At 59.4% G+C, this 12,866-nt stretch carries 13 protein-coding genes; 6 read left to right on the top strand and 7 right to left on the bottom strand.

Going from position 1 to position 12,866, the window contains the following annotated elements:
- The first annotated feature begins 31 nt into the window (after positions 1 to 31).
- Complete coding sequence (locus G7068_RS08525) at positions 32 to 2,503, top strand: arylsulfatase (protein ID WP_244304398.1); 2,472 nt, start codon at positions 32 to 34, stop codon at positions 2,501 to 2,503.
- A 138-nt stretch (positions 2,504 to 2,641) separates the two neighbouring features.
- Here the strand turns inward: G7068_RS08525 and G7068_RS08520 are convergent, their stop codons facing one another.
- Together G7068_RS08520 and G7068_RS08515 are read right to left on the bottom strand one after the other, a co-directional pair.
- A complete protein-coding gene (locus G7068_RS08520; RefSeq protein WP_166291119.1) occupies positions 2,642 to 3,097 on the bottom strand; it encodes an SseB family protein in 456 nt (151 codons plus the stop codon).
- Positions 3,098 to 3,113: 16 nt separating this feature from the next.
- Entirely contained in the window at positions 3,114 to 4,268 is a 1,155-nt protein-coding gene (locus tag G7068_RS08515; RefSeq protein ID WP_166291117.1) for a sensor histidine kinase, read from the bottom strand.
- A 231-nt stretch (positions 4,269 to 4,499) separates the two neighbouring features.
- Here G7068_RS08515 and G7068_RS08510 point away from each other — a divergent pair, with 231 nt between their 5' ends.
- Positions 4,500 to 5,150, top strand: coding sequence for a response regulator (locus G7068_RS08510; protein ID WP_244304396.1), 651 nt, complete (start codon positions 4,500 to 4,502; stop codon positions 5,148 to 5,150).
- Between the two features lie 271 nt (positions 5,151 to 5,421).
- Positions 5,422 to 6,198: a hypothetical protein gene (locus G7068_RS08505; protein ID WP_166291115.1), complete on the top strand. Its 777-nt coding sequence runs from the start codon at positions 5,422 to 5,424 to the stop codon at positions 6,196 to 6,198.
- 316 nt (positions 6,199 to 6,514) lie between these two features.
- Here G7068_RS08505 and G7068_RS08500 read toward each other — a convergent pair whose 3' ends face one another.
- The 4 genes from G7068_RS08500 to G7068_RS08485 form a co-directional block, all read right to left on the bottom strand.
- Positions 6,515 to 6,997, bottom strand: coding sequence for a hypothetical protein (locus G7068_RS08500; protein ID WP_166291113.1), 483 nt, complete (start codon positions 6,995 to 6,997; stop codon positions 6,515 to 6,517).
- A gap of 63 nt (positions 6,998 to 7,060) precedes the next feature.
- A complete protein-coding gene (locus G7068_RS08495; RefSeq protein WP_166291111.1) occupies positions 7,061 to 7,744 on the bottom strand; it encodes an energy-coupling factor transporter transmembrane component T family protein in 684 nt (227 codons plus the stop codon).
- Complete coding sequence (locus G7068_RS08490; protein WP_166291108.1) at positions 7,741 to 8,451, bottom strand: energy-coupling factor ABC transporter ATP-binding protein; 711 nt, start codon at positions 8,449 to 8,451, stop codon at positions 7,741 to 7,743. The genes G7068_RS08495 and G7068_RS08490 overlap by 4 nt, the downstream gene beginning before the upstream one ends.
- On the bottom strand, positions 8,444 to 9,070 hold the full coding sequence (locus G7068_RS08485) for a biotin transporter BioY (protein ID WP_244304394.1): 627 nt from the start codon (positions 9,068 to 9,070) through the stop codon (positions 8,444 to 8,446). The genes G7068_RS08490 and G7068_RS08485 overlap by 8 nt, the downstream gene beginning before the upstream one ends.
- Before the next feature lie 86 nt (positions 9,071 to 9,156).
- Here G7068_RS08485 and G7068_RS08480 point away from each other — a divergent pair, with 86 nt between their 5' ends.
- Genes G7068_RS08480 through G7068_RS08470 form a run of 3 tightly spaced genes read left to right on the top strand, consistent with a single transcriptional unit; the run spans position 9,157 to position 10,418 of the window.
- Positions 9,157 to 9,714, top strand: coding sequence for a TetR family transcriptional regulator (locus G7068_RS08480; protein WP_166291106.1), 558 nt, complete (start codon positions 9,157 to 9,159; stop codon positions 9,712 to 9,714).
- 31 nt (positions 9,715 to 9,745) lie between these two features.
- Entirely contained in the window at positions 9,746 to 9,961 is a 216-nt protein-coding gene (locus G7068_RS08475) for a helix-turn-helix domain-containing protein (RefSeq protein ID WP_166291103.1), read from the top strand.
- Complete coding sequence (locus G7068_RS08470; RefSeq protein ID WP_166291101.1) at positions 9,954 to 10,418, top strand: Clp protease N-terminal domain-containing protein; 465 nt, start codon at positions 9,954 to 9,956, stop codon at positions 10,416 to 10,418. Before G7068_RS08475 ends, G7068_RS08470 begins: the two co-directional genes overlap by 8 nt.
- A gap of 18 nt (positions 10,419 to 10,436) precedes the next feature.
- Here G7068_RS08470 and G7068_RS08465 read toward each other — a convergent pair whose 3' ends face one another.
- Positions 10,437 to 12,416, bottom strand: coding sequence for a sigma-70 family RNA polymerase sigma factor (locus tag G7068_RS08465; RefSeq protein ID WP_166291098.1), 1,980 nt, complete (start codon positions 12,414 to 12,416; stop codon positions 10,437 to 10,439).
- Positions 12,417 to 12,866: the final 450 nt, after the last annotated feature.

Below are 12,866 nucleotides of genomic sequence, written 5' to 3'. Positions count from 1 at the left end.
CCAAGCTACGAAAAAGGGCCCCTCGCCGAGAATGAAGTTTCTCGGCGAGGGGCCCTTTGCGCAGCCCAAGGGTGCAGATGCTACCACGATGGTGCACCGAAAAGTGATGGTTGCGCGGCAGACAGACAAAGACAACTATCAGGGTATGACCAACCATCAGAGCTCCGCAGATAACCCTTCGCTCCCTCGACCTCCTGCTGCGTTTGAAGGGGTGATCGGGAAAACCTACCAGGAGTCGACCTCTGCATGGCCCGCGGTGCCAGAGGCGACGCCAGGCGCGCCAAACATCGTCGTGGTACTTCTGGATGACGTCGGGTTTGGCCAGTCCTCGACATTCGGAGGGCTCATTCCAACGCCGAATCTAGACAAGATTGCCTCGGAGGGACTGCGATACAACCGTTTTCACACCACGGCTGTGTGTGGCCCCTCTCGTGCGGCGTTGCTTACTGGCCGCAACCATCATGATGCGGGAAACGGTTTCTTAATGGAGTGGGCGACCGGTTTCCCTAGCTACACGACAATGATCCCGCAAACGACGGCAACAGTGGCCGAAGTCCTCAAAGGCAACGGGTATTCAACGTGGTGGTTTGGCAAGAATCACAACACCCCAGATTGGGAAACCAGTGTTGCAGGACCGTTCGACCGGTGGCCGACCGGACTCGGTTTCGAGTATTTTTATGGGTTCAATGCAGGGGAAACGCACCAGTACTACCCCGTGCTCTTTGAGAACACCTCACCGGTCGAGCCTGACAAGGGTCCGGAAGAGGGGTACCACCTGATGACGGACATGACTGACCGCGCAATAACTCGGATGCGGTATTCCAAATCGGTGGCACCGAATAAACCGTTCTTCATGTATTTTGCTCCCGGTGCGATGCATGCTCCTCACCATGTTGCCAAGCCTTGGCGTGACAAATTCAAGGGTGCTTTCGATATGGGTTGGGAAAAGTACCGGGAGCAGGTATTTGAGAACCAGAAGCAAATGGGTATTGTTCCCGAGGATAGCGGGATCAGTCCACGTCCGGACTGGGTTCCCGAATGGGAGACACTGTCGGAGCAACAGAAAAAGGTTTACTGCGCCCTGTTCGAGAATTATGCAGGGTACTTTGCCTTCACTGATCACGAGGTTGGTCGACTCCTCGAGGCGATCAAAGAACTTCCCGACGCAGACAACACGCTAGTCATCTACATCGTGGGCGACAACGGGGCCTCCTCTGAAGGTGGCCCCGATGGCACGCTGGACGAGATTAAAAACCTCGTTGGTATCACCCCAACTATGGAGGAAATCCTTGCTGACCTCGACAAGCTGGGTGGTCCGGAAACTGAACCTCACTACCCCATTGGTTGGGCTTGGGCCGGTAATACGCCTTTCCAGTGGGTCAAGCAGGTAGCTTCACACCTGGGCGGTTCTCGCAACCCGATGGTCGTGAGTTGGCCTGCGCGAATCACACCTGATCCGGTACCTCGTGATCCTTTTTTGCATTTGGTTGACATCGCACCGACGCTCTTTGAAGCAGCTGGAGTGCAGATGCCCGACACGGTAAACGGCATCGAACAGCTACCGCTTGCAGGCCGGTCGTTCCTCTCAAGCTTCACCGATTCAACGTATGAAGGCCGGTCTGAACAGTATTTTGAGATCATGAGCAACCGCTCGATCTACGAGGATGGCTGGAAAGCAAACGCGCAGCATACGCTGCCGTGGCGACAGGATCTGGCGCCGGGGAACTGGGAGCAGGATCGGTGGGAACTGTATAACCTCGATCAGGACTTTGCCGAAGCTGACGACTTGGCGCAGAAGCATCCAGAGAAACTTGAAGAACTCAAGGCGAAGTTCGATGCTGCTGCAGAGAAGTACCATGTCTATCCGCTCGACGATCGTGGAGTGGGCAGGTTGATGGAGCCTAAGCCTGCCCCGCCGGGTTCCGATGCCGCCATCACCAAATTCACCTTCTACGAGGGAGCAACGCGACTGCCGGAGGCTGCGGCTCCGTCCATGAAGAACCGTTGCTGGACGCTAACCGCACGGCTGGCGGCGACAACAGTTCCGAGCAGTGGCGTCGTCATGGCCATCGGAGGCGTCGCCGGAGGAATGTCGCTGTTCCTGACCGACGGAATACCCAGCTTCGTATACAACTACTATGGGGATTTCACGACGATTAAGGGCACGAATCCTATCCCGCTCGACCAGCCGGTGACCCTGGGCGTCTCCTTCGACTATGACGGCGGGGGTATAGGCAAAGGTGCGACGATCACACTGAATGTTGATGGCACATTAGTCGGCTCTGAGCGCGCGGAAAAAACGGTGTTTGCCAGGTTCGGCATCGACACCTTCGGCATTGGGGAGGACACCGGCCAGCCGGTGACCATGGAGTATCGACCGCCATTCAAGTTCTCAGGTCGGATAGACCGAGTCGACATCGACCTTGAACCCGTCAACTTGACACCAGCTGACCACACCAAAGTCAGAGAAACGGAACTGCGCGCGGCACAAAGACGGGAGTGATGCGAAAGATTGGTCACTCGGGTACGAGCTGCTTGGCGCCGAGGCTTCAGCGTTCCAGATTCCGCGTTGTGAGCACCCCCTCTCGCTTTTGAGAGAGCGACACTCAGCGATCCGGGGCACTTTGCGTGCGCCGGGGCGCTACCGCATCTGCTCCAGAACCTCGGGGGTGATGGGGTTCTCTCCCGCGGCGAGAGAGATGTACTTGCGCAGGATCACCAGCGACGCTGAGGCCTTATCGATTTCTGCGGCAACAAAACGATCGGAGCTGATCAGCGCCAGCGCCTCTCGCGCAACCATGACGGCGCCCTTGAGTTGCTCCTGATCCTTCGCGGGAATCGCGGCCCGCAGTTCTGCCATTGACGTGAACAGGGGCAGTACCAGTTGGCCCTTGGTTGAGCGGATCGTGCGCACTCGCGGTCCGCGCTTCGTTGAGGTGCCCGTGACATCGATCACAAGGTACCCCTCGCGCAGCGAGGTGAGAAACGCGGCGAGGTGATCGTAGTCGGGCGTCTGCTGCAGTGCTCGCAGCGCCTCTTGAACCCCCTCGTTCGCGTAATCAGCGTGCACACCGTCCGGAATCTGCGCTCGAGCCATACGTCTAGCCTACGTGCTATCGGAAAGGCAGCTTGGCCTCTATGAGCCAACCACCCTCATTGCTAGATGACCGCAGGTGGCCCTCAAGGAGTCCCACGCGCTCCGCCATGCGATTGAGTCCGTACCCGCTTGAGCGAGAGGTGTCGTGCTTCTCCTCAATGCCGGCTGCATTCCAGAATCTGAGTATGACGAGCCCGGCGGACTCCGTCAGCACGATCCGCACTTCAGGGGTCAACTTTGCGTGTTTGAGGATGTTTGTTGCGCATTCGCGAGCGACATGTACAAGGGTTGTGTTTATGGTGGAAGATAGGGCGGTTGTCGACGAGAGATCGAGTTCGGTCTGGATGCCGAGCGATAGAAAATGCTCTTGAATTTGCCGCAGCGTGACCGAGATCGGGGTTATTCCGGATTCGTTCTGGGAAGCTCCTTGTTCGAGCCCCTCAATTCGAAGCATGCGGTGAATGTCCGAGAGTGCCTGTTTCGAAGCGTCCTCGATGGTGGCCAAGGTTTCCCTGCGATGTTGATCATCTTGGAGGAGAGGCAGTGTGCGAACGTGCATCAGTACCAGAGTTATGTCGTGTGCGACGATGTTGTGAAGTTCGTCCGCAATTCGTGTGCGTTCCTCTGAGAGGGCCTTGTCTAAATCCGCTGTCGCGCGAGTGAGATCGGTGGAGAGTTTGACCTCCCTTGAGTGGCTGCTCCGTAGGGACCATCCGATGAGAAAGGCGGCGGCCCCCGCCAGCGTAGCTACTGCCGCGCCACCCTGGGGGATCTGATAAACGAGGTGCTCACCCGTGATGGCCAGCCCTGTTGTGAGTAGACCGAAGGTGACAATCAGCCACAGGTCGAGAGAGTAAGTCACCAGACCAACTGCTAGCGCGAGGAAAAGTATGTACACGCCCCCGTCCAGAATCAATCCGACCGGGGCAAACGCGACAAGTGCAATGCTGGCAACGAGTGGTCGCCAGGTGAACAAGCTGAGCGCCAGAATGAGCACCATTTCCATGAGCGCTTGCTGCGGAGTGACGATTCCGAGTGTGAGGAATGCGCCGGAGGTCACGAGAGCAACGATGCAGAGGAACCTGAGAACGTTGCTCGCGCGCGAAGAGAATGGGCGCCCAAACGTGCCGACCGCTACCCGGTCTGTGTCTGCACGGCTCGACACCTTCATATTTACTAAGTGTGAAGTACTAATCTGAGAGTTCAAACTAGCGGCAGAGGCGGGCTGCGCGACAGATCCATGAGATCACGGGCATTGCTCCTTTCGTGTGTGTGGCACTCGGGCGAGATCGAGCTACTCAAGAATCACACGGACGTGGCGCATTTGTTAGGTTCGTACGATTGCGTTTGCTAGCAACTTTTGAACTAATTTTTCAGTAGTCGCCATGTGTAGACTGAAGCGGTGCGAAGCATACGGGTCCTCATAGCCGATGACGAAGAGCTGGTGAGGCACGCGCTGCGAATCTTTGTTGAGAGTTCAGCTCAAATGGAAGTTGTCGGGGAGGCGACTACAGGGCTGGATGCGGTTCGGCAGTGTGCCGCACAGTCACCCGACATAGTGCTTATGGACATTCAAATGCCGCAAATGGATGGCATTGAGGCGACACGAAACATCGTCACCCAGATGCCCAACATTCGGGTTATTGCCATCACCAGCTTCTTGACCGAACGGCACATAGTTTCTGCTTTGAAGGCCGGTGCCACAGGTTACTTGGTGAAAGATACGCCGCCCGCGGCCGTCATACAGGCGATTCTTGAGGTGCACGAAGGGCGCTCAGTGTTGTCACCGCAAGTCACACGCGAGCTTGTGGCGACTGTGCAGCGAGATGGAGAAGAGGGAGCTTTCTCGCGGCGCGAACCGCTAACGGCGCGCGAGACCTCGATCGTCGAAAAGTTGGCACAGGGTAAATCCAACCTAGAAATAGCTGCCGAATTGCACATCGCTGAGGCTACGGTCAAATCGAATCTGCGTAGGGTCATGCAAAAGTGGGAGGTCCGTGACCGGGTGCAGGTGCTTATTGCTGCGGTTCGGAACGGCACAGTCTCACTCTAAAACCTCGTTGCATGTGGGGTAACTCGCAGAGCTAGATTGACGAGACGTGTACTTTTGGCGCCCCAAGGCTCGACAAATGGCTGTATTGCTGGTTCTTCCTTTCGGCCAGATTGATGGCAGCGGGGATCGTCCTCGCAGCACATTGCACTAGTGCCCGGTTGCTTGGCACCGGTGTAGGTGAATCGATCGAAAGAATCGGAAGACTCAAATGAGAGTAACAATCCAAAGACCTCGCGTTATGCGTGTGGTTTCGGTGGCCACGGTGGCGGCAGTGAGCCTTGCTAGCTTGACTGTTGGCCCGGCTGCCTGGGCCAACGAGGCTGCAGAAAACACACTGACTGAATCAGTGGTGACCGATTCGCTGAGCGAGTTAGGTCATCTTGTTGCCACCCCGGCTGCCGATAGTGGCTCGCCTCTTGGCGAAACTTTTTTGGGAGACGGAGTGGTTGACATTCCCGTCAACGCAGCCGAAGGGGTCTCGATTCTTGACGAAGACGGGTCGGGAGTGTTGATCGGCCTGCCCAACGCGTCGAAATCCGATAGCGCGGGAGTCGTTGAAGAGGGTGCCGTCACCTATCTGGGGTCCAACAGCGCAAACACGGTCGTTGTCGCGGATTACGGCGTCCAGATGCTCACCACAATCGCAAACGAAGACGCTCCAACTCGTTACGACTATCCGCTGACGCTTTCTGAGGGCCAAAAGCTGGCACTGACAGATGAAGGCCTTCCAGCAATTTTTGGTGTCGATGGCGAAATTGAAATGCTGGTAGCGGCACCCTGGGCCAAGGACGCTGCTGGGAAAGACGTGCAAACAGAATACGAGGTTAACGGAAGCACTCTTACTCAGATCGTTCATCACACCGACTCCTCCAGTGTTGTATATCCGGTGACGGCTGATCCCATTTGGATCGCCCCCTGGGTATTCCGGTGTCTTCTCGGTGTCGGAATTAGGGGGCCGGAGATTGTGAGAATTGCTGCGCTCGGCACACCAGGTTCAATTGCAGCCGCGTTTGGGCGCGGCGCGGTCGCTTGCATTTTCGGGAAGTAGGGCGTTGATGTTTCGTTCAACTCGCTCAGAGCTTGAGGCTCAGCTCGAAAAGATTGATGCTGCGCTTGAGAGGCACCCCTTTAACTCAGAGGAAGCGGCGGAGACTCAGAGGGTGATCGAAATGTTCGAGGGTGAAGGAACCGAACGGGTCGAGGCTGAGCTTGCTCAGCGTGGATTGCCGCCGCTCGTTGAAAATGGGCGGTCTGTGGCTCGAGGGCTCCTTTCTTTCGGAAGGCTCAACCGACAACGTCAAAAGTTACTGAAGAGAATTGCCCGTTTAGAATCGCGAAAGTGATCTTGTGCGCTGGCGACACGGTCAAGACGCTGAGCGTGTCGCCTCGCGCAGCCAATCGCGGAGGCTATCTGGTGAGTCGATGAGTTCCCTCTCTTCGGGGGAGTTGAGCATGTGATCGAGAAACCGTTGTACAGAGTTGACCTCTTTAGCCCAGTAGGTTCCGAGGCGAGGCATTCCGACGGCAATCTGCTTGTTTTCTCCCGCGACACCCACGGACAATGTTCCGTGATCTGACGGCGAAAGGGTGGGGTTCTCAGCAGAAATCAGGGCGATCACTGCGGCCAAGAGATCCCAGGCCTGCGCCGTGTAGCGGAACTGGCTCTGTGCGAGAGTGAGCTGGACGCTACCCACGGCAGCCCATTCAAACTCCTCAATCAGGTTGTTCTGTTCGAACGACGAGATGCCTTCCTGCGTGATTCGTGCGTGCGCACCAAGCGGATCACCGATCAGCAAGAAACCATCGGCGAACGTCAACGGGCCGTAATGCTTTGGTTGTGAAACCATCGAATCTCTTCCAGAGTGGGGGTGGACGCAGCTTACAACACGCGTCTGCTTGAAAGAGCAACGTCACCCTTCGTCTTCGCCCAGGCCCCGAGCGGCCAGCGCCTCGCCGGTCAGCTGCGCGTGTGCCACGGTGCGAATGACCAGTGGCACCACGAGGGCCCTGGTGCTGCGCTCAAGCCCGCGGGCTTTGGCGGCATCGTGACTCTCGCGAGCGATGCCAAGAATGTTCGGGATCGCCGTGATGACGAGCGAAAAGGCAAGACTGACCTGCTCGGTGGGAATGCCAACCCTGCGCAGTGGCCGCAGCAACCACGTGATGGTGTCGAGCATGTCTTCGAGCGCGGTGCTAGCGGTGAGTGCACTCGCCGCCAGAATCAGCGCAAAGAGATCCCCCACTACCGCGAAGCCGCGTGAGGCCCCCTGCAGCCACACGTCGATCGAGGCGGCCCCGATCCCACCGCTTCCCTGCGTGAGTGACAGCACGTCGCTGATCGTGGTGAACACAAACAGCGGCACCGCGATCAGCAGGAACCTGCGAGCGACCCTCCAGAAGTCGCGGCCCCTGAGCCCGGCGAGAACCCCGAGCAGGGCGGCGATCCCGAGTGCCACCGCCGCACTGAGCGCACCCGGCACCCACACCACAACAATTGCAAAGACAAAGAGGCCGAGCAGCTTGGCGCCGGGGCGCAGGCGGTGCAGCGGGCCGGATCCTGGCAGATAACTGCCGAGCGGGTTGACGTTTCTCATGCCAGCGCTCGGTAGTGCGCGATGGCCTCGCCGGGAGCGCCGTCGAACACAACACGACCCCCCTCGACCACCAGTGTGCGATCGGCCCGCGCCGCGAGGTCGAGGTCGTGGGTGACCACACACACCTGCTGGGGGAGCGACATCAGCAGGTCTCCAACCAGACGCGAGTTGCGCAGGTCAAGCAGGGTGGTGGGTTCGTCGGCGACGAGGATCGCGGGGTCGGTCGCGAGCACCGAGGTGATCGCGAGCATCTGCTTTTGGCCCCCGGAGAGGCTGTGTACGCTGTTGTCGGCGAGGTGGTGCAGCCCAAACCGCTCGAGTGCGGTCAGGGCTGCCGCGTGCCGCTCCTGTTTGTCGCGGTACTGGCGGCGCAGCGATAGTGAGACATCTTCGATGACGGTCGGCATGATGAGCTGGGCCGAGGGGTCTGTGAAGACAAACCCAACGCTGCGTCGCACCGCGGCCCCGTCGCGACGGGTGTCTAGGGGCTGCGGATCCGCGCCCCTCTTGCCTGCCCGAACCGTCACGCTGCCGCTACTCGGCTCTATGAGCCCGTTGAACAATCGCGCCAGGGTTGACTTGCCCGAACCGTTGCCACCGATGATTGAGATGCGCGGTTCGGTGAGCGAGAGGCTGGTGGGGTGCAGGATCGTGACGTCGCCGTCCGCAGACGGGACGGCGACGGTGGCCTCTCGCAGTTCAATCACGAGGTGATTTTAGCTCACTGTTAGTGCGACGACGGGGCGGCAGCAGCGCCGGGAACGCGCGGTGCACGGCTGTCGCCACAAGCGCGACGAGGAGTGTCTTGATAATGTCTCCGGGCCAGAAGGTGAGATCGAACGCGAACGCGGCACCAATGCTCATGTCGGCACGCCAGGCGAGACCGAGCGGCCCGAGGGTGTGAATGAACACCGCGTTTGCGGCAATCACCGCGAGGAAAATGAGCGGGATGCTGGTTGCGATGCGGCGGCGGGGCAGTCGCTCGACGAGGAACCCGGCGAGCCCGGCTGCGAACGGGAAAGCAATGAGGTACCCAACGGTCGGGCCCGCGAATGGTGCAAGGCCGGCGCTGCCGCCGGAGAAAATGGGGAGACCCGCGGCCCCAAGCACGAGGTACAACAGCGCTGCAAGAATCCCGCGCTTTGCGCCGAGCACGGCGCCGCTGAGGCTCACCGCGAAAGTTTGAAGCGTGATCGGTACCGGTCCGACGGGGAAGGCGGGGAGAAGGGCGCACACCGCGATGAGTGCGGTGAACGTGGCGATCAGTGCGACGTCGGTGGCGGTGCTTCGTCGGCGTGGTGCAGTGGCGATCTCGGTGATTGACAAGGTGTCTCCCGGGTTGTGGACGGATTACGCTCAAACCTGAACAGTGTTCTGGTGAACGGTGTTCAGGTTAGCGGTAAGCTGGGGTGATGCGCAACAATCGAGCTGACGTCGTCGCCGCGGCACTTCGTGTACTCGATTCGCAGGGGCTTGAAAACTGCTCGATGCGTCGCGTCGCGGCCGAGCTTGAGGTGCAGCCGAGTGCGCTCTACCACCACGTGCCCAACAAACAGACGCTGCTCGCGCTTATGGCGGACGAGATTGTTGCTGGCATTGACGTGTCGGCGGCGGATGTGGCGGCGCCCCCGGTTCAGGGTGCGCGGAGTATTTGCCACGCCCTGCGTGGTGCCATGCTGGCGGTGCGAGACGGGGCCGATGTAGTGGCGACGGCCGCCGCCTTCCGGTTGGGCGCGTCGGTTATTGAGGAGCGGCTCGCTGAGCTGGTTGGTGAAGACGGTGCTCGAACCCTGCTGCTCTACACCTTCGGGCAGGCGCAGTCGACGCAGATGCACCGGCAGGCTGCCGAGCTGGGTGCGCTGCTTTCGTTGGGGGAGCCGGCCGATCCCGAGCTGCTTGACCTCGATGACTCGTTTGCTCGGGGAGTTGATCTTATCCTCGCGGGCATCGAGACCGTCAGTTTGGCTTGACAAATCTAATGTGTCAGTTCAAACTGACACTATGACTGAATTTGATATGGAGCAGGTGCGCTCCGCCGACCCCGCGACCGGCCTGCGTGCCGTAGGGGCGCTGCACCGCCTCGCTGAGCGAGTTGAGGTGGAGCACGTCGCCAAGGCGCGGGCCGCCGGGTGGTCGTGGGAAGAGATCGGTGACGCGCTGGGAGTGACCCGGCAGTCGGTGCACGCTAAACACGGAAAGCGGGAGAAAAATGTTTGAGAAGTTTGCTGGCGAAACCAGGGCTGTGGTTGAGGACGCTCTCTACGAGGCAGAGCGCCGCGGGGATCGGCGGATCGCGTCTGACCACCTGCTTCTTGCGCTGTTGCAGAACGACGAGATTGCCGGGTGGGTCGGCACTGACGCCGCGACCGCCCAAGCCGCCGCCGATCAGCTCGACCGCGATGCGCTCGCAGCAATCGGGCTCTCGGTTGGTGAGGTACAGCTTTCGGGGCGCGCGCCAATCGGCAAGCGAGCCGCGCGCATGACCACGGGTGCAAAAGAAGTGCTGAAACGAACCCTCGTGCACGCGACGGCCGAAAAGTCGCGCACGATCACCCCGCGCCACATGCTGCTCGCGATTATTGACCGGCGCGATCCTGATCCTGCCGCCACGCTACTTGCAGCCTTGCCCGTCGATCAGACGGCGCTGCGGGAGCGCCTCGCTCGAGCTGCGTAGCTGGGTTCAACCTTTGGACTAGACACTGATTTTCTCTGTTACACCGACTCCAGAACGTTCGCCGTCTTCGGAGATGTAGCGCAGGGTGAGTCCTTTTGAGGTCGTCGCTGACGCGACAAGCCGCTCTGAAAAGAGCCTGATGGAGTCGAGACCGGTTGTCGGTGACACCGTGTGGGCAAAACGTTCCGCTTCGCCCGTGATGAGTACGTGGTGATCTGGAGTAGACGTCAGGACGACATCAATGTGGTCTTCGGGCTCGAGCGAGATGCTGGCGGAGGGTGCTTTCAGCTCGAACTGCTGTGGCTTGGTGCTCGCAGATTGCTGGCGTGATTGAGAGGGTCGTTGCGTCGCCGTGAGGGCGTTCTGGCCGAGAAGCAATCCCCCGTTGATCTGGGCTGTCCACTTGCCCTCGCTGTCCACGCGCTTTGTGGTCGTCACGCTGTTGAGGGTGAGTTCCACAATATTTCCGGGCTCGCCAGTTCCAGAGACGACGGGGGCGAGGGTGCCATCAGCTGTGTCAACCGAATCGATGACGGGTGCGCTCGCAGGTGCGTTCCAGGTGACCGAGTACTGGGAGGTGCTGAGGGGTGAACGCTGGCCGGTTGCGCTTGATTGATACGCACGAGCGACGAGGGCTCCCTCTTGCGGATTGCTGAGTGCATGGGCCCAGCCGCCGGCCTCGTTGACCCGCACGGTTTCTACGGCGTGTGGGGTCTTGTCGCCGGAGATATACAGCGTGACCAGAGCGCCGGGAAGAGCCGTTCCACTGATCACGGCGTCAGCCCCGTTGAGGATATTGCCGTGGGGCAGGTTGAAACTGGGTGCGGCCAACATGCTGTCTGCTTCACTCTCACTCGTCTGAGTGGCTCCTGCATCGGGTGTTGTCGACGCGTCCCTATTGTTCGTTGAAGATCCAACGAGCTGACCCGTGCCTGAATTGGTTTCTGGATCGGTGTCAGTTTTTGCCGCAGAGCCCTGTGAACCCGCGGTGACCTCTTCAGCATTCGGGCCCGAGGTTGTCGTCGGAAAATTTGATGCGAGGATCGCGCCACCCGAAACCAGGGCGGTAGCTGTGACGAGCCCAACCGCGATCTTGGGGGAGAATCCAAGCACCTGCTGCAGAGCGGCTTTGCCGCTCTCGAGCGAGGCGGCCATACCCTGTGCGAGTCCACCCCCGGTCGCGTGCGCGGCAGAGGGGGCCACGAGCGACAGCGCTGAAAATGTGGCGGGCACCGCAAACCCGCCGGCGAAAATAGTCACAAGCAGGGCGGACTTCAGATGGCCAGCGACAAAGTGGGCTTCTGTCTGGGCGCCTCTGCAGGATACGCACGTCTCAAGATGGGCCTCTACTTTTGCGCGTGTTTTGGCGGAGAGGGTGCCCCGCTCGAACGCAGCAAGCTGTTTCACCACGTTTTTGCATCGAGGAGCTGGAGGATGAAGATCAAGGTGCGCGTCGATCCAGGCCAGTTTGAGACCCTCGCGTGCGCGGTAGGTCAGCGCGGCTGCCGAGTTCGGGCTGAGACCGAGCGTCTTATACAGTTCCCGCGGTTCTCTATCTTCGACCTCTACTTCCCAGAGCACCTGCTGCCAGCGCTCGGGGAGCGACTTGAACGCCTGAAGCAGCACAGTCTTGTCGATGGAACTGTCTGCAAAATCCTCGATTGTCTCGGACTCGAGAAGCTCCTCGAAGTTCTCGGTGGTCGAGTCTCGTTTGTTCTGGCTCCAGCGCCGTGCGACATTTTTGATGGTCGTCACCAAGTACGGGCGGAAATGAGTGGTCGGGCCAGATCCTGTTTGCATGGCGCGATAGATACGCGCGTATGCCTCCGCTACGAGATCCTCCGGGTCGAAGGTGCTCGAGAACGATCTAGCCGCGTACAAACCTGCCTTGCTGTGGCGCGACCACAGAAGAGAGTGTGCCTCACGGTCGCCATTTCGAGCGCGCTTGAGTATCTCCTCGTCGCTCATGAGCGGCGCATCACTTTGTGTGTTTGGCATATAGGTATCCCCCCTGAATGTGCCCGGGCCGGAGGTTCCCCCATCCGGCAGAAAGCTAAAACCGGCCATACTTGCAGAGATCCATCCCGGGGTGAAGGTATGACGCCGAACTCGAAAAATATCGAAAAGCTCTAAAAGCGTGACCGAGATGACCGGCTCTCTGGCGCGGTTACTTCAACCAATATCGCGGATCCGCCTGACAACGGGCTGAATCTGATACACCCCGGGGGTTTTCATGTGAATTCCCTCAGTGGGGTGGGCTTCTTTTGCTTCCTAGGGTAGCGTTTTTCGTGCAGGGCGCCTCGTTGAAGCGTTTGTTCCGAAGGTCCTGTAAGCGCCACGAAGATTTTTCACTGTGCGCATCATTTCCGGCAAAGCCGATGTATCTCAAGTAAGTGAAGGGAAACCTTCTGCGCATTTTTGAGCGCGGGGTTTCCGTCCACCTTCCTG

The organism is Leucobacter viscericola (assembly GCF_011299575.1).
Taxonomy (GTDB): Bacteria; Actinomycetota; Actinomycetes; order Actinomycetales; family Microbacteriaceae; genus Leucobacter; species Leucobacter viscericola.
The sequence above is the reverse complement of the archived record's forward strand: the minus strand, read 5'-3'. Positions and strand labels throughout refer to the sequence as shown.

Excerpts from the sequence above, each read along its gene's own strand:
- G7068_RS08480 (WP_166291106.1), top strand. The coding sequence starts at position 9,157 with ATGCGCAACAATCGAGCTGACGTCGTCGCCGCGGCACTTCGTGTACTC.
- G7068_RS08465 (WP_166291098.1), bottom strand. The coding sequence starts at position 12,416 with ATGCCAAACACACAAAGTGATGCGCCGCTCATGAGCGACGAGGAGATA.
- G7068_RS08500 (WP_166291113.1), bottom strand. The coding sequence starts at position 6,997 with ATGGTTTCACAACCAAAGCATTACGGCCCGTTGACGTTCGCCGATGGT.
- G7068_RS08515 (WP_166291117.1), bottom strand. The coding sequence starts at position 4,268 with ATGAAGGTGTCGAGCCGTGCAGACACAGACCGGGTAGCGGTCGGCACG.
- G7068_RS08525 (WP_244304398.1), top strand. The coding sequence starts at position 32 with ATGAAGTTTCTCGGCGAGGGGCCCTTTGCGCAGCCCAAGGGTGCAGAT.
- G7068_RS08475 (WP_166291103.1), top strand. The coding sequence starts at position 9,746 with ATGACTGAATTTGATATGGAGCAGGTGCGCTCCGCCGACCCCGCGACC.
- G7068_RS08520 (WP_166291119.1), bottom strand. The coding sequence starts at position 3,097 with ATGGCTCGAGCGCAGATTCCGGACGGTGTGCACGCTGATTACGCGAAC.
- G7068_RS08470 (WP_166291101.1), top strand. The coding sequence starts at position 9,954 with ATGTTTGAGAAGTTTGCTGGCGAAACCAGGGCTGTGGTTGAGGACGCT.
- G7068_RS08495 (WP_166291111.1), bottom strand. The coding sequence starts at position 7,744 with ATGAGAAACGTCAACCCGCTCGGCAGTTATCTGCCAGGATCCGGCCCG.